We start from the raw sequence: 21884 nt of genomic DNA, 5'->3' as shown, positions 1-21884 counted from the left end.
GGGAAGGCCCGTCCGGCTTCGCGCCGGGCGGGCCTTCCCGCGTGTGGGCGACTGTCGGGGGCGTGCTTTACGTTGGGGGCATGAAGATCGGACTGGGCGCGCCGGTGTCGGGCGCGTGGGCCACCCCGGACGCCATCACGCACGTTGCCACGCGAGCCGAGGAGCTCGGCTACCACTCACTGTGGACGTTCCAACGCCTGCTGGTCGGCGTGGACGACCGGCTCGACGCCGTCTACCAGAGCGTCCTGGACCCCTTGCTGCCGCTCGGTTTCGCGGCCGCCACGACGACCCGGATCCGGCTCGGTGTCGCGCTCGTGAACCTGCCCTACGTCTCCCCGGTGTACCTCGCGAAGCAGGCCGCCACCCTCGACGTGCTGTCCAACGGCCGCTTCGACCTCGGGCTCGGTGTCGGCTGGTCGGCCACCGAGTTCGCCGCCACCGGCGCCGACACGGCCCGCCGCGGCGCGCGGGCCGAGGAGTACGTCCGCGTCCTGCGGACACTGTGGACGGACGACCCGGCGTCCTTCGACGGCGAGTTCTACACGGTGCCACCCAGCCGGATGCTGCCGCGGCCGGTGCAGCCCGGCGGTCCGCCGATCATCCTCGGCGGCGCCGTCCCGGCCGCGCTGCGGCGCGCGGGCCGGATCGCGGCGGGCTGGATGAGCCGCAGCGCCACCGACCTGGACCGCATCGCCGACGAGATCGCCGTGGTACGGGACGCGGCGCCGGAGCCGGACCGGGTGCGGGTGGTCGTGCGCGGGGTGGTCCGGCCAGGGCCACGTGCGGGCAGGCTCACGGGCGACTACGACGATATCCGTGCTGACGCGGAGTGGCTGGGCGAGCAGGGCGTCACCGAGCTGTACTACGACCTGAACTGGCACGACCGGATCGGCAACCCGGACGTATCACCCGAAACCGCCACCTCGCTCGCCATGGAGATCATCGAAGCCCTCGCACCGGGACGCAGCGGATGACGAACGCGAACTGGTAGCCGGTGGTCCGCGCGTCCTGATCGCGGCCTTGACTTCACCCGCGCGGGGTGACTGTGATGGGTCAGTGATCGCCGAGACGGAGCCGCTGGTGACCGACGACTCCGTCGTGTTCCGGTTGCCGGACGCGGAGTCGGCGCTGGCCGCGACCCGGCTGCTGCCCGCCCTGTCGCTCCCGGGCACCCCGCTGGACTTCGTCCGCGAGGAGGGCCGGTGGCGGCTCACGCTCCCCCGGCCGCCCGTGGACCGCATGGAGTACCGGTTCCAGCTGCGCCACCCGGGCGGGCAGGTCGAGGAGGTCTGCGACCCCGGCAACCCGCTGCGCGCGCCCGGCGCCTTCGGCGACAAGTCGGTGGTCGAGTTCCCCGGCTACGCGCCGCCGAAGTGGCTGGTGGCGGACCGGGCGCCGGGCGAGACGGCGGACGTGGCGGTGGCGGCGCCGCTGCTCGGCCGGGACGTCGACGTGCGGGTCTGGTCGCCTGCCCCCGCCGACGAGCCGCTACCGCTGCTCGTCGCGCACGACGGCCCGGAGTACGACCACCTCGCCGCCCTCACGGACTACGCCGCCGCGATGATCGCCGCGGGCGAACTGCCGCCCTTCCGGCTGGCCCTGCTCGCCCCGGGCGACCGCGACGACGAGTACGCGGCCAACCCCCGCTACGCGGCCACACTCCACCAGCGGGTGCTGCCGCGGCTGCGTTCGCTGATCGCGATGACCGGGCCGGTCGCCGGCATGGGCGCGAGCCTCGGCGGCCTCGCCATGCTGCACGCGCAACGCGCGCTGCCCGGTCTGTTCGGTGGACTGTTCCTGCAGTCGGCGTCGTTCCTGACCGTGGACCTCGACCCGCAGGAGCAGCACCGGTTCAGCCGGTTCGGACAGGTCAGCGTGTATGTGGCGGACGTGTTGCGCACGGTGCCGCACGAGACGGTGCCGGTGACCATGACGTGCGGGCTGGCCGAGGAGAACCTCGCCAACAACCGGCAGATGGCCGCCACCCTCACCAAGCAGGGCTACGCGACGCGGCTGGTCGAGGTGCCGGACGCGCACAACCACGTCGCCTGGCGCGACGCGTTCGACCCCGCGCTCACCGACCTGCTCCGCGGGCTCTGGAGCGCGTGATGCGCCGCGACCAGTACGAGATCAGCGGCGGCACGGTGATCGCCTACGGCCACTACGGCAGGCCCTTCCTCGTGTTCCCCGCCGAGCAGGGCCGGGCGTGGGACTTCGAGGCCAACGGCATGGTCGACGCGGTCGCGCCGCTGATCGACGCGGGTCGCGCCAAGCTGTACTGCGTCGACTCGCACGACGCCGCGTCGTGGTCGAACCGGTCGCTCCCGCTGGAGGAACGCGCCCACCAGCACGGCGTGTACGAGTCGTGGATCATCGACCGCGTCCTGCCGTCGATCCACGCCGACTGCGGCGGCGTCACCGAGGTGCCCACGGTGGGCTGCTCGCTCGGGGCGTTCCACGCCGTGCTGTTCGCGCTGCGCCGCGCGGACCTGTTCCCGCTGGCCATGGGCCTGTCCGGCAACTACGACCCGTCGACGTGGCACGGGTGGGGCGAACGCGGCGACGCCGCCTACTTCACCAACCCCGTCGACTTCGTGCCGCACCTGGACGGCGACCACCTCGACTGGCTGCGGTCACGGCTGTCGGTGCTGCTGGTCGTCGGCCAGGGCCAGTGGGAGGACACCACCGGCTCGCTGGACTCCACCCGGGGGCTCGCGGCCGTCCTGCGTGCCAAGACCCTGCGGTGCGAACTGGACCTGTGGGGCCACGACGTCCCGCACGACTGGCCGTCCTGGCGTGCGCAACTCGCGCACCACCTGCCCCGCTTCTGCTGAAGGAGGACCGGATGGACCGCACGGAACACCTGCTCGGCCTCCTGCTGGGCACGGAGGAGGACTGGCCGCGCGCGTTCGAGGAGCTCGTCCGGCGGCTCGGACCGGTGCGCGCCGAGGGCACCGAACACGTCCTGCGCACCGAGCGGATCACGATCGAGCCGTTCGACCTGCGCGCGAAACCCCGCTACGACCTCGTGATCGACCGGCTCGCGTACTGGTACTACGTGCCGCGCGAGTGGCTGAAGAAGGTCGCGCTCATGGACGACGTGTACCTGCTGAACAGCCCGTTCACGTTCCAGTCCATGGAGAAGCACGCCGCGTACTGCGCGATGATCCGGCTGGGTCTGAAGGTGCCGGACACGTGGCTGGTGCCGTACAAGAACCCCGTCGACAACGCCCGCTACGCCTACACGGCCGCGAAGTACAACCAGCCGTTCGACCTGGACGAGATCGCGGCGACGATCGGCTATCCGCTGTACATGAAGCCCTACGACGGCGGCGCGTGGCGCGGTGTGTCCCGCATCAAGGACCCCGCCACACTGAACCGCGCCTACGACCAGTCCGGCGAGATGCTGATGCACCTGCAGGCGTCGGTCGAGGGCTACGACGTGTTCGCCCGGTCGCTGACGATCGGGCCGGACAGCATGGTGATGCGCTTCCAGCCCGACGAGCCGATGCACAACCGGTACGCCGTGGACCACGCGTTCCTGTCGCCGGAGGCCGGTGCCGAGGTGCTGACGATCTCCCGGCTGATCAACGCGTTCTTCCGCTGGGAGTTCAACTCGTGCGAGAGCCTGGTCGTCGACGGGTCGGTGCACCCGATCGACTACGCGAACGCGTGCCCGGACATCTCGATCACCTCGCTGCACTACTACTTCCCGTGGGCCATCGCCACGTTGCTGAAGTGGTCGGCGTTCTGCGCGGTGACCGGCCGCACGCCGCGGCTGGACCTCGACACCCGCAACTACTTCGCGGTGGCCGACTCGGACCGGACCTACGACGAGAAGCTCGGCGAGTACCGCCGACTCGCCGACGACTACTTCGAAATCGAGCGATACCAGGAGTTCTGCACCACCACACTGTCGCATGTGGACGACCTGGTGCGGGACTGGGTGGTCTCGGAGGAGTTCGACGAGCTGCTGGTGTCGACCGTGCGCTCGACGTACCCGGTGTCCGAGCACGACCGGTTCGTGGCGCACTTCCGGGGCCTGCTCGGGTTGTGGGCGCGGGATAACGCCTGACCCGCAAAGTTCACCCAATCTTGTCGATCTCCGCCACCTCCTGACAAGGTCGAGGGGACACCATCCACGGTGTTGGTTTCCCCCAGCCCCTGCTCTGGAGGTTCCCGTGCACACCCGAATTCCCTTCATGAAACGCTTCGCGATCACGCTGGCCGCGCTCGCGTCGATCTTCGGCATGACCGTGGTCGTCGCCCCGGCCGCGGACGCCGCGGTCTACGGCTCCTGCACCATGACCCGGTGCGCCGACGCACGTTCCGCCAACAACATCTGGCAGTCCAAGGGCTACCCCGGCACGCGTGGCTGGTACAGCTGGCCGAACGGGCAGTGCAACTTCGCGGGCGGCACGTTCTACAACCGCGAGGGGCAGCTGCCGAGTGGCCACAGCTACCGCGAGTTCGACGTGTACCCGCGTGCGTGCGGCGCCTCCCGTGACGCGTACCGGATCGTCCTGGACCGCACCACCGGGGTGGTCTACTTCTCACCCAACCACTACGCCGACTTCTACCGGCTCTGAGGAGTTCGCATGACGCCCGCGCACTGGCTGACAGTGACCACGGAAGCGGCAACCGCTGTCGCCGTTGACGGGCGCGCATGCCGCACCCGCGCCGCCTTCTTCGCCGAGGCGGCGCGGGTGCTGGACTTCCCGCCGTACTTCGGGCACAACTGGGACGCGCTGGTCGACTGCCTGCGCGACGCGGGCGCGATCGACGTCGTGGTGTCGCACGCCGAGGAGTTGCTCGCCGACGAGTCCCCCGCCCAGTTCGCCACGCTGCTGGACATCGCCGCGAGCGCGGCACCGGACGGTCTCACGCTCACCCTCGTCACCAACCCGGGCCACGACACCGCGCTGCGGCACCGGATCGCGAACGCCCTCGTGACTAGGTGAGGTTCGCGAGCCGCTCGCGCAGCGTGGCCTGGGTGAGCCGCCACAGACCCGGCCCGAGCGAGATCCTCGCGACACCGGCGGACGCCAGTTCCGCGATCGTCATGCCCGGCAGCAAGGTCGCGTTCACCGGCGCGTCCACCGCGTCCACCAGGGATTTCAGCACCGCGGCCGACCGCACCAGGATCGGGTACACGCAGTCCGCGCCCGCCGCCAGGTAGGCACGTGCCCGCTCGACCGCCTCGTCGAGCACCGCCTCCTGGTCCGCCGCGCCCACGAACACGTCCACGCGGGCGTTGATCACCAGGTCCGGCTCGGCGGCACGCAGGGCCGCCAGGTAGTCCGCCTGGTCCGCCACCGGGGTGAGGCCACCGCTCGCGTGGTCGGTGTCCTCCAGGTTGCAGCCCACCGCGCCGGTCGCCACCAGCCGTTCCGCGAACTCGGCGGGCGGGAGGCCGTAGCCCGACTCGGCGTCGACGGTCACCGGGACGTCGACCGCGCGGACGATCCGGGCGGCCGCGGCGAACATCTCGGCCGCGGGCGCGCCGTGGTGGTCGGCGTGGCCGAGCGACTCGGCCACCGCGGCCGACGTCGTGGCCACCACGGGGAACCCGGCCTCGACCACCAGGCGCGCGGTGCCCGCGTCCCACGCGTTCGGCAGCACCAGCGGCGTGCCCGGGACGTGCAGCGACCGCAGCAGCGCGGCCGTCACGCGGCCCTCTTCGGCAGCTTCGGGTGCCCGGGCAGGACGACCCGGTTGTAGGCGTTGATGACCATGACCATCCAGACGACGACCTGGTACTGGGTCTCGGTGAACACCGCCGTGGCGCGCTCGTAGACGTCGTCCGGCACGTCGTTCGTCTCCGCGAGCCGGGTCAGCACCTCGGTCAGCTCCAGCGCGGCGCGTTCCTGCTCGGTGAACAGGTCGGTCTCGCGCCAGGCGGCCAGCACGTGCAGCCGTCGGGGGTCCTCGCCGTCCTTGAGCGCGTCGGCGGTGTGCATGTCGAGGCAGAAGGCGCACGCGTTGATCTGCGACGCCCTGACCTTGATCAGCTCGAGGACCGTGGTGTCCACGCCCGCGTCGGCCGCCGCCTTGGCGACCTCCCCGGCCATGGCGTTCAGTGCCTTGAAGGGGCCGGGCATGCCGTTGATGATCGAGATTCGCTGTGTCATGTGATCAACGCTAGCCCGAACTTGTCCACGCGTAGGGTCCAGTTCCATGGCGGATTCGTGGACCAGTTCGTCGGTCGACGCGCACCTCGACTGGACTCCGGGCAGCGGGCGCACGCAGCTCGCGAACGCGATCAGGGCGGCGATCCGGGACGGCCGGTGGCGGCCGGGCTCGGTGGTGCCGTCGACCCGCGCGCTCGCCGCCGACCTCGGGGTCGCGCGTGGCACGGTGACCCGCGTGTACACCGACCTGGCGGCCGAGGGCTACCTGTCGACCAGCCAGGGCGCGCCGACGCGGGTCGCGACCGCGGGTGCCGCGCCGCTGGCGTCCCCGGACCCGGGGTTCACGCCGAGGCAGACGCGCCGGTGGACGTTGATGGCGGGCAGGCCGGACGTGTCGCTGTTCCCGCGTGACCAGTGGCTCGCGTCGACCAGGCGGGTCCTCGCCAACGCCCCGCACGACGTCTTCGGCTACGGCGAGCCACGCGGGTCGCTCGTACTGCGGAACACGCTCGCCGCGTACCTCGGCCGCAGCCGCGGCGTGCTCGCCGACCCCGCGCGGATCGTGGTGGTCGCCGGGTTCACGCACGCCATCACCGTGCTCGGGCACGCGTTCGCCGATCTCGGCATGACCGAGACCGCGTTCGAGGACCCGTCGATCGACCGTTTCCGCCAGTTCGCGGCCGCCGCCGGGCAGCGGGTCGTCGGCGTGCCCGTCGACGACGAGGGCCTGGTGGTCGAGCAGCTGACGAGCCCGGCGGTCGTCGTCACCCCCGCCCACCAGGCGCCGCTCGGGGTCACCATGGCACCCGGGCGCCGCACCGCGCTGACCCGCTCCGGCGCGGTCGTCGTCGAGGACGACTACGACGGCGAGTTCCGCTTCGACCGCCAGCAGGTCGGCGCGCTGCAGGCACTCGCACCCGAACGGGTGGTGTACGCGGGCACGGCGAGCAAGACGCTCGCCCCGTCACTGCGGCTCGCGTGGCTGGTGCTGCCCAGGTTCCTGGTGGACCCGGTGGTCGCGGCCGTGGAACGCGGCGGGGTGCAGCCATCCACGCTGGACCAGCTGGCGCTGGCCGACCTGATCAGCTCGGGCGCGTTCGACCGGCACGTGCGCCGGTGCCGGCTGGAGTACCGGTCCCGGCGAGACCGGCTCGTCGCCGCGCTGCCGGACCACCTGAAGCCACCCGGCATCCCCGCCGGGCTGGCGTTGTTCGTGCCGCTGTCCGCGTCGGCCGAGGCGGCGGTCCCCGCCTCGGCCGCGCGGCACTCACTGGTGATCGAGCCGGTCAGCCCGCACGCGATCCGCGCGACAGAGCCGTTGACCGGGCTGATGGTCGGTTACGCGGCACCGTCGAAGGGCTCGTTCGGCGGCGCGCTGGCGGCGTTGCAGGCCGTTCTGCGTGACGTGTCACCGTGAACGGCGGCGCAGCGTCCGGTCGTAGTCGGCGAACCGTGCCTTGGCGATGACGGCACGGTCGGGGCCGCGCAGCACGATGCCCTCCGGCTGGCCGCCCGCCTCGTCGTCGAGCGCGCTGCGCGTCTCCGGCAGGTGCTCGGCGAGGAACGCACGCGTCTTGTCCAGCTCACGCGGCAGGTCCGCACCGTCCACCCGGAACAGTCGCGGGGTGAGCGGGAAGCCGTGCAGGGCGGCGGTCTCGGTCAGCGCGTCCTCGTCGAGGTACGGCTGGCCGCCACCGTCCCGCCACGCGGAGATGGCCGCCGCCTCCCTGCCCAGCACAGCGCGGTAGTCGGCGATCACCGCGACGTCGAACAGGCGGAAACCCACGGCCTTGGTACCGGTGTACTGCTTGCTCGCGGCGGTCACCTTGCCGCCGTACACCTCCAGGAAGTGCACCCGCACCACGTCGCCGTCGACCGGCGCCAGCCCCTCGGCGACCTCGCGCAGCGCCGCGACGACGCCCTGCGCCGGGTTCCCGATCAGGTCACCCTTGGCGTACAACAGCTCCTCGCGGCTGCCGAGCAGGAAGTTCCCGTCGGGCAGGGAGATGATGCGCGCGTTCGTGCCGTCCACCTTCTCGGTGCCCAGCACGGGACCGCTGAACGGGACGGTCTCGCCCTCGGTCAGGCTGCCGTTCTTCGGGTCCAGGGTGTGGTAGGTCGGGATCGACGGGTACTTGGTCATCGAGTTGAGGGCGCCGAGATCGGCCGCCCGCACGTCGAAGTGCTCCTCCTCCATGCCGAGGATGATCGCAGCGCCAGCGGACCGACGCGATCGGTTTAGCCGCTTCCGGTCCGGGTAGGCCGACCGGGATGAGACGCTACGGTGACGAGATCGCCGGGTTGTCGGCGCCGCTGACCGACCCCGGTGACTTCGACGTGCTGCTGGAGCGGATCGGCGACGCCCGCGTCGTGATGATCGGCGAGGCGAGCCACGGCACGCACGACTTCTACCAGTGGCGCGCGGCGCTCACCCGGCGGCTGATCACCGAACGCGGCTACACGTTCGTGGCCGTCGAGGGCGACTGGCCCGACTGTGAACGCCTCGACCGGTCCGTGCGTGCCGAACCGGACGCGCCCGCGGACCCGAGGGCCGCGCTCGCCGAGTTCGCCCGCTGGCCGACGTGGATGTGGGCGAACGAGGAGGTCGCCGACTTCTGCCGGTGGCTGCGCGACCACAACCGCACCGCCGAGCGACCGGTCTCGTTCCACGGGCTCGACGTGTACTCGCTGTGGGAGTCGCTGCGCGCGATCCTGACCTGGCTGCGCGAGCACGCACCCGAGGACGTGCCCGCCGCGCTGTCGGCGTACCGCTGCTTCGAGCCGTACGGGGAGAGCGGGCAGGACTACGCGATGGCGACCCGGCTGGTGCCGGAGACCTGTGAGAACGAGGTCGTGGACCTGCTGGTGCGGCTGCGTGAGCACGGTGCGCTGACCGTGTGGCAGAACGCGGAGGTCGTGGCGGGCGCGGAACGCTACTACCGCGCGATGCTCGCGGGCGGGCGGCAGTCGTGGAACGTCCGGGACCACCACATGGCGGACACCCTGGACCGGCTGCTGGCCCACCACGACGGGAAGGGCGTCGTGTGGGCCCACAACACCCATGTGGGCGATGCCCGGGCGACGTCCATGGCGGAGTCGGGCGAGGTCAACATCGGTCAGCTGGCGAGAGAGCGGCACGGCGCGGACCAGGTGGTGCTGGTGGGTTTCGGCAGCCATCAGGGCACGGTGGTCGCGGCCGACGCGTGGGGCGCACCCGTCGAGACGATGCCGGTTCCCCCGGCCCGCAGGGGTTCGCTGGAGGCGGTGCTGCACCACGACGCGCCACCCTGTGCCCTGTTCGTGTGGCCGCCGTCGCGGCCCGCCCTGCTGACCGACGAACTGGACCACCGCGCGATCGGCGTCGTGTACCACCCGGCGCGGGAGCGGTGGGGCAACTACGTGCCGACGGTGCTGGGCGACCGCTACGACGCGTTCCTGTGGTTCGACGAGACGAGCGCGCTGCGGCCGCTCGCGCAGCTGAGGAGGACACCGTCATGACGCAGCTCGTGCTGGACGCGGCGGGCGCGCACCTGGACGCCGACGTGGAGGTGCCGGACGGTGCGGTCGGGGTGGTCCTGTTCGCGCACGGGAGCGGCAGCTCCCGGCACAGCCCACGCAACCGCGCGGTGGCGTCGTTCCTGAACGAGCGTCGACTCGCGACAGTGCTGATGGACCTGCTGACCGAGGACGAGGACCGCGCGGACGGCGGGCCCCGGTTCGATATCGGGTTGCTGGCGGAGCGGTTGGTGGGGGCTGTCGACCGGCTTCGTGCCGAGCCTGCCACCGCCGGGCTGCCGTTGGGGTTGTTCGGTGCCAGCACCGGTGGTGCGGCGGCGTTGGTCGCGGCGGCCGCCCGGCCGGACGCGGTGCGTGCCGTGGTGTCGCGGGGTGGGCGGCCGGATCTCGCCAGAGCGGCGTTGGCCGAGGTGCGGGCGCCGACCCTGCTCATCGTGGGCGAGTTGGACCCGATGGTGGCGGATCTCAACGAGCGGGCCCGGAGTGTGCTCGGCGCGCCGTCCGAGTTGCGGATCGTGCCCGGGGCTTCGCACCTGTTCGAGGAGCCGGGGACTTTGGAGGAAGTCTCGCTGCAGGCGGCTGACTGGTTCACCGGCGCGTTGCCTGAGTGAGTCGCTTGTGGATGGTTGGACCGGTTTTGTCGTTGGTGGCGGCTAGGCCGGTTTTCGGGGCCGGGGGCCGTGGCCGAGGCGGGTCCTTCAGTGCGCTCAACGTGATGAAGGGGTCCTTCAGTTCGGGGGCCGGTGCCTCACTGGAGTGACGCCGCCGCCTTCCGCAGTTCTTCCATTGTTTCGCGGGCCAGGGAGCCGAAGTCCTTCCGGCACGCCGGGTCCACCCACCGGCCGAAGGCGGTCACGACGGCGACGTTCCCGACCTCCGCCGCCAGCCTCGCCGTCAGGTCCGCCACCCCGCGCGCACGAAGCGCGTCCGCCATCGCCGACGTCAGCCGTGCGCCCTTCAGCAGCTCACGCTCCCGCAACGAGTCATTGGCCTCGACCACCGACTGGCGTTTCCGTGCGAACTCGCGTCGTTCCTCGGCGAACGCCACCTCCCCCGCCGCCTCCAGTGCGGCGAGGACCGCCGCCAGCGGGCCCGCTGTGGCGGGTGCGTCGGCGATGGCTTGCGCGAACAGCGTGAGCAGGGTGTCCTGGCCCGCGAACAACACCTCCCGCTTGTCCGCGAAGTGCCGGAAGAACGTCCGCTTCGTCAGGCCTGCTCGTTCGGTGATCTCCGCGACCGTCGTCTGGTCGTAGCCCTGGTCGACGAACAGTTCCAGCGCCGCCAGCGTCAGCCGCTCCGGTGCGTTCGGCTCCCACCTCGCCATGGGACCAGCCTACGGGATGACACTTGGTGTCATCAGTGCTAGCGTCGCCGACGACACCAAGTGTCATCACTGAGCGAAAGGTTCTCCCATGCGTGTCTTCGTCACCGGGGCCAGCGGGCATCTCGGTTCCGCCCTCGTTCCCGAACTGCTCAAGGCCGGTCACCAGGTCGTCGGCCTCGCCCGCTCCGACGCCTCCGCCGAGGCGCTCGTCGCGGCGGGTGCCGAGGTGCGGCGTGGTGACCTCGACGACCTCGACGGGCTGCGCGACGCCGCCGCGGCCGCCGACGGGGTGGTCCACCTCGCCTTCAAGCACGACCTGATGGTCACCGGCGACTACGCGGGCGCCGCCGACGCCGACCTGGCCGCCGTGCGGGCGATGGCCGACGGGCTCGCGGGCAGCGGCAAGCCGTTCGTCGGGACGTCGGGGACGTTGCTGATGGCAGGGCTCGGCCGCACCGGCACCGAGGGCGACACACTCCCGGGCGGCCCCCGCGTCGACACCGAGAACCTGGTCGTCGCGCTCGCCGAGCGGGGGATCCGGACCTCGGTCGTCCGGCTCACACCGACTGTGCACGGCCCGCTCGACAGGCAGGGGTTCATCCCGACCGTGATCGCCGCCGCCAGGACGGCCGGGCGTTCCGCGTACCTCGGCGACGGGGCCAACCGGTGGCCCGCCGTCCACACCCTCGACGCGGCGCACCTCTACCGCCTCGCGCTGGAGAAGGCGCCCGCCGGGTCCCGCCTGCACGCCGTCGACGACGAAGGGGTGCCGTTCCGCCTGATCGCCGAGACCGTCGGGCGTCACCTCGGAGTGCCGGTCGAGAGCATTCCCGCCCACCAGGCCGAGGCGCACTTCGGGTGGCTCGCCGGTGCCGCCACGACGGACAACCCGGCCTCCAGTGCGCGCACCCGCGAACTGCTGGACTGGACGCCCGTCGAGCCAGGGCTCATCGCCGACCTCGACCTCGGGCACTACTTCGCCTGAAGCCACTCCGACCTGGTCAGCGCGTAGACCACGTCGCCGTGCTCCGCGCCGGGCAGCGGGTCCGGCCAGTCCGCGTGGAACGTGTGCACGTGCCGCAACCCGGCCTTCTCCAGCACCCGCCGGGAATCCGTGTTGACGGCCATCGTCGTGGCCACCACCTTCGGCACGTCCAGTTCCGCGAACGCCCGCCGCACCAGCAGACGGGCGCCCGTCGTGGCCAGGCCACGACCCCAGTACGACGGCAGCAGCCGGTAGCCCAGCTCGACGTCCCCCGGGTCCAGCCCCGTGCTCGTCGCGGGCAGCGTCGACGACTCGACGACTGCCCGCGACTCCGGCGGGTCGACGTAACGCATCACCGCGGGGTCGCCGTGCAGGCGGGCCAGCGGATCGGCGTCCGCCGCGGTGAAACGTCGCAGTATCACAGGGTTTTCGACAGCCTCGTCGCCATCAGCTTCGTGAAGCGCGACGGGTCTGCCAGGTCGCCGCCCTCGGCGAGCAAGGCCATGCCGTACAGCAGTTCGGCCACCTCGGCCAGGTCGGGCCTGTCGGCGGCCTGTGCGTCCCGGAGTGCGATGACGAACTCGTGCTTCGGGTTCAGCTCCAGGATCCGCTTGATCGGCGGCAACGCCTGGCCCATCGACCGGTACATCTTCTCGAGCGTCGGGGTCAGGTCGTAGGTGTCGCCGACGATGCAGGCCGGGGACGTGGTCAGGCGCGTGGAGAGCCGGACCTCCTTCACCTGCTCGTCCAAAGTGGACTTCAGCCAGGTGAGCAGGCCCTCGAACTCCTTGTCCTGCTCGGGATCCTTCTCGTCGGCGAGGTCCACCTGGCCCTTGGCGATGGACTGGAACTTCTTGCCGCCGAACTCGCCGACCGCGTCGACCCACATCTCGTCGATCGGGTCGGTGAGGACCAGCACCTCGTACCCCTTGGCCTGGAAGGCCTCCAGGTGCGGCGAGTTCTCCACGGCCGCGCGGGAGTCGCCGGTCAGGAAGTAGATCTCCTCCTGGCCGTCCTTCATCCGCTCGACGTAGTCCGCGAGCTTCGTCTGCTCCTCCGCCGAGTGGGTGGAGTCGAACGAGCAGACCTCCAGGATCGCCTCGCGGTTCTCCGTGTCGTCCAGCAGTCCTTCCTTGACCGCCTTGCCGAACTCGCCCCAGAACGTCCGGTACTTCTCCTCCGGGAGGGCCTTGATCGTCTGCAGCACCTTCTTGACCAGCCGCCGCCGGATGCGCTCGATCTGCCGGTCCTGCTGCAGGATCTCCCGCGACACGTTCAGCGACAGGTCCTGCGCGTCGACGACACCCTTCACGAAGCGCAGGTACTCGGGCATCAGCGCTTCACAGTCGTCCATGATGAACACGCGCTTGACGTAGAGCTGCACACCGCGCTTGCGCTCCCGCATGAACAGGTCGAACGGCGCCCTGGCCGGCAGGAACAGCAGCGCCTGGTACTCGAACGTGCCCTCGGCCACCAGCCGGGTCGACTCGAGCGGCGCCTGCCAGTCGTGGCTGATGTGCTTGTAGAACTCGCTGTACTCCTCCTCGGTCGCGTCCGAACGCGCCCAGAGGGCCTTCATCGAGTTCAGCGTGTCCTCGCCGAGGCGGACGGGCCAGGTGATGAAGTCCGAGTACCGCTTGACGATCTCGGTCAGCTTGGCCTTGTCCGTGTAGTCGTGGAGCCGGTCCTCAGTGTCCTCCGGCTTCAGGTGCAGCGTGACCGAGGTGCCCTGCGGGGCGTCCTCGACCGGCTCGACCGTGTACGTGCCCTCGCCCGTCGACTCCCAGCGCACGCCCCCGGCGGTGCCCGCCTTGCGGGTCACCAGCGTGACCTTGTCCGCGACCATGAAGCTCGAGTAGAAGCCGACGCCGAACTGGCCGATCAGCTCGTCGCTCTGCTTCGCCTCCTTCAGCTTGGCGAGGAACTCGGCCGTGCCGGACTTGGCGATGGTGCCGATGAGGCTGACCACCTCGTCGCGGTCCATGCCGATGCCGTTGTCGCGCACCGTGAGCGTGCGGGCGACCGGGTCGGTCGACAGCTCGATGTGCGGATCCGACGTGTCGACGTCGAGGTCCTTGTCGCGGTAGGCCTCCAGCCGGAGCTTGTCGAGCGCGTCAGAGGCGTTCGACACCAGCTCACGCAGGAAGGTGTCCTTGTTCGAGTACACCGAGTGGATCATCAGCTGCAGGAGCTGGCGTGCCTCGGACTGGAACTCGAGCGTCTCGACCTGCGCGGTCACGGGCGTCCCCCTTTCGAACGAGAGTTGACCGGTCGATTTTACGAGTCCCGCGACAGCGCCGACTGTTCACCGGGTGTTCAGTCCGGAAGGGGCCCTTGCTTGTGCGGGCAAAGCGATACTTCGCGCTGGTCACGCCACGAACGGAGTAGCAGCCATGGGCGCCGGACACGATCACCACCACCACGAGCTGGAGCCCGTCGAGGGCAGCTGGCGCGACGAGGCCGACGACCGGCCGTTGTCGATCGCGCGCCGCCGGTTCCTCGCCGGGATGGGCATCGCCGCGGGCGCTGCGGCCGTCGGCACCGGGACCGCGGCGGCCGACAGTGACCACGGTCACCACCACGGGCCACGCAACCCGTGGCAGTCGGGCGACCGCTGGTTCGCGGGCGACCACCACATCCACACCAAGTACTCCCCCGACGCCCAGTACGAGGTGGCGACGCAGGTCGCCAACGCACGCGAGTACGGCCTCGACTGGCTCGTGATCACCGACCACGGCGGCGTGGCGCACCAGAAGTTCTCGATCGACCAGGTCAGCCCGGACATCGAGCGGGCACGCGAGCAGTACCGGGACATGCTGGTCTACCAGGGCCTCGAATGGAACATCCCGGGCGCGGAGCACGCGACCGTCTTCCTGCCGCCCGGCCGCCACACGGTCGACATCCTCCGCGCGTTTGAGGCGGCCTACGACGGCGGCATCCTGTCCACGCCGGTGGCGAACGGCGGCCTCGGGCTCATCCAGCGCGCCACCTCGGCCGACGGTGAGCCGTACGCGCTCGCCGCCCTGCGCTACCTCGACGCGCAGGTGTTCGCGGGCCGCACCGAGATCGCGCTCATGTTGGCGAACCACCCCGCCCGCCGCGGCGTCGACAGCCCGCACGAGCTGCGTGGCTGGCGCGACACGGCGCCGGACGTGGCGATCGGCATGGAGGGCGCGCCAGGTCACCAGGCCGCGGCGATCTCCGCGGCCAACGGCGGACGCGCCGACGGCCGCGGCTTCTACGAGGCGTCACCGGGCGCCGACAGCTTCCCCGGCTACGCGCCGACCGCGGCCGAGAACCCGTACCGCACCTACGGCGGCTTCGACTGGATGACCGCGAAGCTCGGCGGCCTGTGGGACTCGTTGCTCGCCGAGGGCAAGCCGTGGACGATCACCGCGACCTCCGACAGCCACCAGAACTTCGGCGACACGTACGTGCAGGGCGGTCAGGACTACAACCGGACCGGCAGCCGCGGCGCGCCCGTCGACACCGGCAAGCGCCAGGTGTACGGCGACTTCTGGCCGGGCCAGTACAGCAGCACGCTCGTCGGCGCCACCTCGCGGTCCTATGTGGACATCATGCGCGGGCTGCGTTCCGGCAAGGTGGTCGCGGTGCACGGCAGGCTGGTCGACGGCCTGGACCTGCGGGTGCGCGCCAAGTCCGACGGCGACAACCGCGGCGTGTCGATCGGTGGCCGGACGTTCGTGCGGCGCGGCACCGACGTCGAGGTGACGATCGAGGTGACCCTGGCGTCCCGCCCCAACTTCGGTGGCAGCGTGCCGAAGCTCGCGAAGGTGGACCTGATCGCGGGCCCGCTGACCGGCGCCGCCGCCGACCGCGACGCGATGACCGCGCCGGAGACGAAGCTCGTGGAGACGTTCGAGGTACCGGGCGGGGCCCGCGGCCGGGTCCGGTTCACGCACGTCTTCCGCAACGTGGACCGCGCGTTCTACCTGCGGCTGCGCGGCAGCGACGGCAACCGCCTCGACTCGGCGGGCAACCCGGTGATGGACGTCGTCGGCGACGCCGACCCGTGGTCGGACCTGTGGTTCTACGCGAACCCGGTGTTCGTGGACGTCATCTGATGTGGTGGTCGCCCCCGGCCTCCTGCGCGGACGACGTGACCGCGGACGTGGTGTGCACGCATGTGGACCGCACCGCCGTGGTCGCGCGGACCGTGCTGGTCGCCCGGGGCGTCCCCGGGGAAGGAGCCGCCGCGCTAGACGGCCCGCCGGACGGCGCGCGGGCGGTCCGGTTCCCCGGCCAGGACCGGCTGACCGGCGTGCACCCGGCCGGTGAGCTCACGGCGCGGTCCGAGATCGACGAGGTCGTCGGCATCGGCGTGCCGGTCGGGCCGGACACGCCCGTCGACACGCTCGGCTACCTGCGGCCGACCTACCAGGCGGGCAGGCTCGTCCTGCTCGTCGAACCGGCCGCGGGCGGCGTCCTGCGGCCGAGCGAGATCGAACAACCCCACGAGTGCTGTGGTGGGCACTGAGAACACGGAGGACTCCCCTTGCGTTCCCTCTTACGCGTCGCGGCCTGCGGCGCGCTCGTCGTCACGGTCGCCGGCGTCGCCGCCCCCGCCTCGGCGAGTGACCGCGAGTACCGGCTGACCGACCGCGAGTACGGCACGGCGGTCGGTCTCACACCGCTGGGCACGTACGCGACCGGCATCTTCGACGAGAGCGCCGCCGAGATCGTGTCCTACGACACGAGGTCGCGGCGGCTGTTCGTGGTCAACGCGGCGCGGGCGAAGGTCGAGGTGCTCGACGCGGCCCGCCCGTCGGCCCCGGCGAAGCTGTTCGACCTGGCCACGGTCGGCGTGCGCGCCGCGGACGGTTCGACGGTCCCGGACGGCGCGGTCGCGAACTCGGTCGACGTCCGTGCCGACGGTCTCGGCGCGGTCGCGGTCGAGTCGGCCACCAAGACCGACGACGGCTGGGTGGTCTTCTTCGACGCGCGTGGCGACGGCCGGGCGCTGGGCGCGGTCCGCGTCGGCGCACTGCCGGACATGCTGACCTTCACGCCGAAGGGCGACCGGCTGGTCGTGGCGAACGAGGGCGAGCCCGCCGACGACTACGGCGTGGACCCGGAGGGCTCGGTAGCGGTGGTCGACGTGCCGCGTTCGGTCCGCGCGCCGGGCCAGAAGTCCGTGCGCACGGCCGACTTCCACCGTTTCGAGCGCGGTGTGCCCGCCGGCGTGCGGGTCTTCGGGCCGACCGTGAACGAGGAGTTCCCCGTCTCGGCGAACCTGGAGCCGGAGTACGTCACGGTCGAGCGGACCGGCCGCACCGCGTACGTGACGCTGCAGGAGGCGAACGCGATCGCGGTGGTCGACCTGCGCTCGGCCCGCGTGACGGCGCTGAAACCGTTGGGTGCCAAGGACCACAGCGAGCCGGGCAACGGGATCGACACGTCCGACCGCGACGACGCCGTGCACATCCGCGAGGTTGCGGTGTCCGGCCTGTACCTGCCGGACGGCATCGAGTCCTACACCTCCCGCGGCCGCACCTACCTGGTGACCGCGAACGAGGGCGACGCCCGCGAGTGGGGCGACTACACCGAGCCCGCACGGGTGAAGGACCTCGGTGATGACGGCCTGCCGCCGCTGTGCCCGGACGTGTTCGACGGGTCCGTGACCACCGACGCCGACCTCGGTCGGCTGAACGTCACCACGGCGGACGGGCTGCGTGCCGACGGCAGCTGCTACGAACGCCTGTACGCCTTCGGCGGCCGCTCGTTCTCGATCTGGACCACCGACGGTCGCCAGGTCTTCGACTCGGGCGACGACTTCGAGCGCGTCACCGCGGCGGCGAACCCGGAGTTCTTCAACTCCAACCACACTGAGTCGGACCTCGACGGCCGCAGCGACGACAAGGGCCCGGAGCCGGAGAGCATGGCGCTCGGCGAGATCGACGGCCGCACGTACGCGTTCGTCGGGTTCGAACGGGTCGGCGGCATCGCGGTGTACGACATCACCGACCCGCGGCACGCCCGCTTCGTCGCCTACGAGAACAACAGGAACTTCGCCGAGTCGGTGGAGGACGGCGGCGACCTCGCCAAGGCGGGCGACCTCGGCCCCGAGGGCGTCACGTTCATCCCGTCGGAGAACGGTCCGATGGTGGCCGTGGCGAACGAGGTCTCGGGCACGACGACCCTGTTCCGCGTCACGACACGCTGAGGCCCGCGCGGCGGTGGCTCGCGGACGCGACCACCGCCGCGTGCTACGCGTTCGCGGCGAGCCCGTCGAGACCGGCCAGCAGCCGCGTGAAGTCGGCCGCCACCGCGTCAGCCTGCTCGACCGTCGCGGTGGACACCGCGCGCAGCACGCCCGTCCACCCCGGCCTGCTCCGGTCCGGCAACGCCAGGTACTCCTCGACCCGCACCACCCGCCTCGGTACGTCGTCGGCGAGGTGCGTCAGCCGCAGCGACTGGGTCAGGCGTGGCCCGGCCGCGTCGCGCCCGACGACGATCCCGGTCGGCAGCGCCGCGGCCGACCGGTCGGCCAGGTCGGCCAGTGTCTCGCCGGGCGCCAGTCCGGCGCCGTCCACCACGATGGTCGCGGTGAACCCCGATCCGTGGGTGTCGGCCTTGATCGCGAGTAGCTCCGCGTCGAGGCCGACCTCGGCCGGCGGCACGGGCAGCCATCCCGTCGGCAGCGTCAGTTCGTCCATGTGTCACCCCGTCGGAAAGAGGCTCTTGCCGATTTCGTTGAAGTCGATCGAGAAGTCGGTACCGAGGCTGCCGCCGATCATGGGGGACGCCCCGATCCTGGCGTTGAGATCGAACCGCCCGTTCTCCCACTTCGGGTCGAACGTGAAGGTCGCGCCGGGGCCGACCGACACCTCGGGGGTGAAGCCGAGCTTCACCGGCCCCGAGTCGATGACGTCGATCCTGTCGAGGCTGGCACTCGCCCCGAGCCGCACCTCGGCGTCCACGAGCGGGTCGCGCGACCACGGCGCGTTCACCTGGGCCTCGCCACGCGGGCCGACCGCGTACTCGCCCTGCAACGCGCCACCGAACGCCGACCACCGGCCGTGGTCGAACGCGCCGTCCACGCTGAGACTGCCGAGCCGGCCGGAGTCGTTCGGGCCCTCCCACGAGAACGGTTCGGTCTGGGGCCCCTGCGACTCGACCGTCAGCAGCCAGCGGATCGCCTCGGTCGCCTTCTCTCCCGCGCTGTTGACCAGGTCGATGACCCACTGCTCCATCTGGTTGCGGTTGCGGGGGTCGAGCAGGTCCCAGAACGGGGCGAAGGTGGCGATGACCTGCTGGATGCCCTGCTTGGTCCGGATCAGGCTCTCGGCGTAGGCGATGGCCTGGTCACCCTGCCGGCGCAGCCCCTGCTGGACGTGGTCGAGTCCGGCACCGATCTCCGCCGCCCTGGTCTGCGCGGTGCCGCCCGACGTGTCCGCCCACGACGACGTGAGATCGGCGCCGACGGCTCGCGCCGTCGTGCCGCCCTCGGTCAGGCCGTCGGCGGCGGCGTGCCAGGCCGCGCCGAGGTCGGCGGCCACCTCCTCGACGTCGGCGGGCCACTCGATCCCGTGCGACTTCACGAATGTCCACAGTGGATGCGTCGGCTCGGCGACGGTCACGGCAGCCTCCCGATGTCCTGTTCGACCGCTCGGTCGGTCCCGACGTAGCCGTCGACGGCCTGGCTGCCGCCTCGCGCGAGATCGGTCAGCTGGGCCACCCACCGCGCCACCGTCCGCGCCGCCTGCTCGGCGCCAGGACGGTAGCGGCCCATGAACGCGGCCCCGAGCTGTCCGTTGCCGAGCCGGCCCTCGAGCGCGGCGATCGACGTGCGGGCCGACGACCAGGACGTGGTGAGGTTCTGGCCGGCCGTGCCGAGCCTCGACATCGAGTCGGCGGTCTCGGCGGGTCGCATGCGAAGCCCGTCAGACCCGGCCATGGTCACCGCCCGCGCGTGGCACCGTCGCGTCGGCCGCCGCGTGCACCGTGGTGAGAATGGTGTGCGCCAGCGCGGCCGAGTCCGACGTACGGAACACCCGCTCGTCCAGGGAAAGGTCGACCAGCCGGAGCCGCCCGTCGACCGTGGCGCTCACCAGGCCGTCGTCGGAGTACGCGGTCGCCACCGCCGTCGCGCGCTCGTTCCGGATCGCCAGCAGCCGATCGGTCAGCTCGCGGCGGCCGGTGTCGAGCATCGCGGCGAGTCGTTCTTCCGTTCGTTCGTGCATCGCCACCGAACTCCTCCCAGTCCCGTCAAGCGTCGTCTCGGTGGGACCGGACTGGGACGCGGTGGCCGGATCCTGCCGGGACTCCTGACCTGCTTCCTGGCGACGGACGACAACTGAGGGCATCATGGGCAGCACACAGAGTGCTGATCATGACATCGGGGGATTGCACATGACGCATAAGCGAGGTTTGCTCGCGTTCCTGGCGGGTGCACTGGCCGCCACGGGAATCGTGCTCGTGCCGGGCACGGCGGCCGCGCGGGGCGGCGTCGACTGGAAACCGTGTCCGGACGCCGAGGGCGTGGACTGCGCGACCATCGAGGTGCCGCTCGACTGGGCGGACCCGGACGGCGAGAAAGTCCACATCGGACTCGCGCGGCGCCCGGCGAAGGACCGGGCCAACCGCATCGGCTCGCTTCTCATGGACCCCGGCGGGCCGGGTGGCTCCGGCGTCGGAGCCGTGAAGTCGGGCGACCTCTTCACCGACGCCGTGAACGCACGGTTCGACCAGGTCGGGTTCGACCCGCGGGGCATCGCGAACTCCTCGCAGCTGCTGTGCGACGCGGACCTCGCGCGGCGGTCCGAAGAGGCGAAACACCCGACCAGCTCCGCCGAGTTCGACCACCTGGCATCGGTCAACCGGGCACTGCACGACAGCTGCCGCGCCAACTCGGACGGGCTCGCCGAGCACGTCGACAACCTCGCGACCGTGCGGGACATGGACGCCATCCGCGCCGCGCTCGGCGAGGAGAAGCTGACCTACGTCGGCTACTCGTACGGCAGCCTGATGGGCCAGCAGTACGCGGAGATGTTCCCGGACCGGATCCGCGCGCTGGTCATGGACGGCAACATGGACCACAGCATGCGGACGGCGTGGGACTTCATGCGCAGCGAGACCGCGCCGGTCGAGCGCGGGTTCACCGAGTTCGCGCGGTGGTGCGACACCACACCCGCGTGCGCGCTGTACGGCGAGGACACCGCGGCCGTGTACGCGGACCTCAAGGAGAAGGCCAGGGCCGGGACGCTCACCGACCCGGACGGGCAGCCGATCGACTTCTACGACCTCGCGTCGTCGGCGTTCGGCGTGATGCAACCGTCCTCGTGGGACGGCCTCGCGACGTACTTCGCCGACCTGCGGGACGGCACCGCCGACGCGACCGCGTCGTTCGGTGAGGTCACGAACATGCCGTACCCGTCGATCTGGTGCAGCGACTGGAACTACCCGGTCGTGAGCTACGGCCACTACAAGCTGTTGCGCGGCAAGCTTTCCCGGGCGTTCCCGAACGTCGAGTGGTCCCCGTACGTCGACCACGCCATGACGTGTGTGGGCAGCGGCACCGAGACCACGAACCCGCAGCGGCGACTCGACGTCGACGACGCACCGCCGCTGGTGATGATCGGCAACGTCCACGACCCGGCGACGGTGTACGAGTGGAACCTGACGGCCGCGCACCAGAGCGGCGCACGCCTGATCACGTACGAGGGCTGGGGTCACACGGCGTACGGCGACGGCGGGCCGAGCGACTGCGTCAACGCCGCGGTCGACGACTACCTGATCAACCTGACGCCGCCGAGGTGGGGCCTGCGCTGCCCGGCCACGGAGGTCCCCGGCTCCGGGTCGATGACGGTGAACACCAGGGGGATCCACCCGGAGGTGGGTCCGTACCGGGTGAGCTGACGTGAGCAGCGGGGGGCCCGGGATCGCCGGGCCCCCCGCTTTCCTCCTG

At 71.3% G+C, this 21884-nt stretch carries 24 protein-coding genes; 14 read left to right on the top strand and 10 right to left on the bottom strand.

The genetic code is table 11. The features are described from left to right. Positions 1 to 80: 80 nt before the first annotated feature. From ACIBVP_RS19105 to ACIBVP_RS19080, 6 genes are all read left to right on the top strand, one after another. Positions 81 to 974 carry a TIGR03619 family F420-dependent LLM class oxidoreductase gene (locus tag ACIBVP_RS19105; protein WP_396107481.1) on the top strand — a complete coding sequence of 298 codons (894 nt, stop codon included), beginning with the start codon at positions 81 to 83 and terminating at the stop codon, positions 972 to 974. Positions 975 to 1056: 82 nt separating this feature from the next. Then, positions 1057 to 2109 carry an alpha/beta hydrolase gene (locus ACIBVP_RS19100; RefSeq protein ID WP_396107480.1) on the top strand — a complete coding sequence of 351 codons (1053 nt, stop codon included), beginning with the start codon at positions 1057 to 1059 and terminating at the stop codon, positions 2107 to 2109. After that, positions 2109 to 2834 carry an esterase family protein gene (locus ACIBVP_RS19095; protein ID WP_396107479.1) on the top strand — a complete coding sequence of 242 codons (726 nt, stop codon included), beginning with the start codon at positions 2109 to 2111 and terminating at the stop codon, positions 2832 to 2834. The genes ACIBVP_RS19100 and ACIBVP_RS19095 overlap by 1 nt, the downstream gene beginning before the upstream one ends. 11 nt (positions 2835 to 2845) lie before the next feature. Beyond that, positions 2846 to 4075 carry a RimK family alpha-L-glutamate ligase gene (locus ACIBVP_RS19090; protein ID WP_396107478.1) on the top strand — a complete coding sequence of 410 codons (1230 nt, stop codon included), beginning with the start codon at positions 2846 to 2848 and terminating at the stop codon, positions 4073 to 4075. A 127-nt stretch (positions 4076 to 4202) separates the two neighbouring features. After that, positions 4203 to 4589, top strand: a complete 387-nt coding sequence (locus ACIBVP_RS19085; protein WP_396107477.1) for a ribonuclease domain-containing protein — start codon at positions 4203 to 4205, stop codon at positions 4587 to 4589. Positions 4590 to 4598: 9 nt separating this feature from the next. Continuing rightward, a complete protein-coding gene (locus ACIBVP_RS19080) occupies positions 4599 to 4961 on the top strand; it encodes a barstar family protein (RefSeq protein ID WP_396107476.1) in 363 nt (120 codons plus the stop codon). On the opposite strand, the gene ACIBVP_RS19075 is transcribed toward ACIBVP_RS19080, so the two are convergent. Together ACIBVP_RS19075 and ACIBVP_RS19070 are read right to left on the bottom strand one after the other, a co-directional pair. Further along, positions 4954 to 5670, bottom strand: a complete 717-nt coding sequence (locus ACIBVP_RS19075; RefSeq protein ID WP_396107475.1) for an isocitrate lyase/phosphoenolpyruvate mutase family protein — start codon at positions 5668 to 5670, stop codon at positions 4954 to 4956. The two genes, ACIBVP_RS19080 and ACIBVP_RS19075, sit on opposite strands and share 8 nt — an antisense overlap. After that, the gene (locus ACIBVP_RS19070) at positions 5667 to 6131 is read right to left on the bottom strand and encodes a carboxymuconolactone decarboxylase family protein (protein ID WP_396107474.1); all 465 of its coding nucleotides are present in this window, start codon (positions 6129 to 6131) and stop codon (positions 5667 to 5669) included. Before ACIBVP_RS19070 ends, ACIBVP_RS19075 begins: the two co-directional genes overlap by 4 nt. A 46-nt stretch (positions 6132 to 6177) precedes the next feature. Here ACIBVP_RS19070 and ACIBVP_RS19065 point away from each other — a divergent pair, with 46 nt between their 5' ends. Further along, the gene (locus ACIBVP_RS19065; protein WP_396107473.1) at positions 6178 to 7548 is read left to right on the top strand and encodes a PLP-dependent aminotransferase family protein; all 1371 of its coding nucleotides are present in this window, start codon (positions 6178 to 6180) and stop codon (positions 7546 to 7548) included. Here the strand turns inward: ACIBVP_RS19065 and ACIBVP_RS19060 are convergent. Next, positions 7540 to 8328, bottom strand: coding sequence for an RNA ligase family protein (locus ACIBVP_RS19060; RefSeq protein WP_396107472.1), 789 nt, complete (start codon positions 8326 to 8328; stop codon positions 7540 to 7542). The genes ACIBVP_RS19065 and ACIBVP_RS19060 overlap by 9 nt on opposite strands. A gap of 74 nt (positions 8329 to 8402) precedes the next feature. On the opposite strand from ACIBVP_RS19060, the gene ACIBVP_RS19055 reads away from it, so the two are divergent. After that, on the top strand, positions 8403 to 9629 hold the full coding sequence (locus ACIBVP_RS19055; protein ID WP_396107471.1) for an erythromycin esterase family protein: 1227 nt from the start codon (positions 8403 to 8405) through the stop codon (positions 9627 to 9629). Continuing rightward, positions 9626 to 10258: a dienelactone hydrolase family protein gene (locus ACIBVP_RS19050; protein ID WP_396107470.1), complete on the top strand. Its 633-nt coding sequence runs from the start codon at positions 9626 to 9628 to the stop codon at positions 10256 to 10258. The genes ACIBVP_RS19055 and ACIBVP_RS19050 overlap by 4 nt, the downstream gene beginning before the upstream one ends. 137 nt (positions 10259 to 10395) lie before the next feature. Here the strand turns inward: ACIBVP_RS19050 and ACIBVP_RS19045 are convergent, their stop codons facing one another. Beyond that, positions 10396 to 10971, bottom strand: a complete 576-nt coding sequence (locus ACIBVP_RS19045; RefSeq protein ID WP_396107469.1) for a helix-turn-helix domain-containing protein — start codon at positions 10969 to 10971, stop codon at positions 10396 to 10398. 88 nt (positions 10972 to 11059) lie between these two features. Here ACIBVP_RS19045 and ACIBVP_RS19040 point away from each other — a divergent pair, with 88 nt between their 5' ends. After that, on the top strand, positions 11060 to 11956 hold the full coding sequence (locus tag ACIBVP_RS19040; protein ID WP_396107468.1) for an SDR family oxidoreductase: 897 nt from the start codon (positions 11060 to 11062) through the stop codon (positions 11954 to 11956). Here ACIBVP_RS19040 and ACIBVP_RS19035 read toward each other — a convergent pair. Next, positions 11944 to 12378: a GNAT family N-acetyltransferase gene (locus tag ACIBVP_RS19035; protein ID WP_396107467.1), complete on the bottom strand. Its 435-nt coding sequence runs from the start codon at positions 12376 to 12378 to the stop codon at positions 11944 to 11946. The two genes, ACIBVP_RS19040 and ACIBVP_RS19035, sit on opposite strands and share 13 nt — an antisense overlap. After that, a complete protein-coding gene (gene htpG, locus ACIBVP_RS19030) occupies positions 12375 to 14195 on the bottom strand; it encodes a molecular chaperone HtpG (protein WP_396107466.1) in 1821 nt (606 codons plus the stop codon). Before htpG ends, ACIBVP_RS19035 begins: the two co-directional genes overlap by 4 nt. A 154-nt stretch (positions 14196 to 14349) precedes the next feature. On the opposite strand from htpG, the gene ACIBVP_RS19025 reads away from it, so the two are divergent. From ACIBVP_RS19025 to ACIBVP_RS19015, 3 genes are read left to right on the top strand one after another with little or no spacing between them, the layout of a single operon-like run. Then, the gene (locus tag ACIBVP_RS19025) at positions 14350 to 16041 is read left to right on the top strand and encodes a PHP domain-containing protein (protein WP_396107465.1); all 1692 of its coding nucleotides are present in this window, start codon (positions 14350 to 14352) and stop codon (positions 16039 to 16041) included. After that, positions 16041 to 16454: a hypothetical protein gene (locus ACIBVP_RS19020; protein ID WP_396107464.1), complete on the top strand. Its 414-nt coding sequence runs from the start codon at positions 16041 to 16043 to the stop codon at positions 16452 to 16454. The genes ACIBVP_RS19025 and ACIBVP_RS19020 overlap by 1 nt, the downstream gene beginning before the upstream one ends. A gap of 18 nt (positions 16455 to 16472) precedes the next feature. Then, the gene (locus tag ACIBVP_RS19015) at positions 16473 to 18140 is read left to right on the top strand and encodes a choice-of-anchor I family protein (protein WP_396107463.1); all 1668 of its coding nucleotides are present in this window, start codon (positions 16473 to 16475) and stop codon (positions 18138 to 18140) included. Positions 18141 to 18183: 43 nt separating this feature from the next. On the opposite strand, the gene ACIBVP_RS19010 is transcribed toward ACIBVP_RS19015, so the two are convergent. Genes ACIBVP_RS19010 through ACIBVP_RS18995 form a run of 4 tightly spaced genes read right to left on the bottom strand, consistent with a single transcriptional unit; the run spans position 18184 to position 20160 of the window. Next, a complete protein-coding gene (locus ACIBVP_RS19010) occupies positions 18184 to 18633 on the bottom strand; it encodes a hypothetical protein (protein WP_396107462.1) in 450 nt (149 codons plus the stop codon). Positions 18634 to 18636: 3 nt separating this feature from the next. Next, positions 18637 to 19557: a WXG100 family type VII secretion target gene (locus ACIBVP_RS19005; protein WP_396107461.1), complete on the bottom strand. Its 921-nt coding sequence runs from the start codon at positions 19555 to 19557 to the stop codon at positions 18637 to 18639. Further along, entirely contained in the window at positions 19554 to 19850 is a 297-nt protein-coding gene (locus ACIBVP_RS19000) for a hypothetical protein (RefSeq protein ID WP_396107460.1), read from the bottom strand. Before ACIBVP_RS19000 ends, ACIBVP_RS19005 begins: the two co-directional genes overlap by 4 nt. 10 nt (positions 19851 to 19860) lie before the next feature. Further along, positions 19861 to 20160 carry a YbaB/EbfC family nucleoid-associated protein gene (locus ACIBVP_RS18995; RefSeq protein WP_396107459.1) on the bottom strand — a complete coding sequence of 100 codons (300 nt, stop codon included), beginning with the start codon at positions 20158 to 20160 and terminating at the stop codon, positions 19861 to 19863. A gap of 169 nt (positions 20161 to 20329) precedes the next feature. Here ACIBVP_RS18995 and ACIBVP_RS18990 point away from each other — a divergent pair, with 169 nt between their 5' ends. Continuing rightward, positions 20330 to 21835 carry an alpha/beta hydrolase gene (locus ACIBVP_RS18990; RefSeq protein ID WP_396107458.1) on the top strand — a complete coding sequence of 502 codons (1506 nt, stop codon included), beginning with the start codon at positions 20330 to 20332 and terminating at the stop codon, positions 21833 to 21835. The last annotated feature ends 49 nt before the right edge of the window (positions 21836 to 21884 follow it).

This window comes from Actinophytocola sp. NPDC049390, assembly GCF_044466355.1.
In the GTDB taxonomy this organism is placed as follows: domain Bacteria; phylum Actinomycetota; class Actinomycetes; order Mycobacteriales; family Pseudonocardiaceae; genus Actinophytocola.
This window is presented reverse-complemented; position numbering and strand designations above follow the sequence as displayed.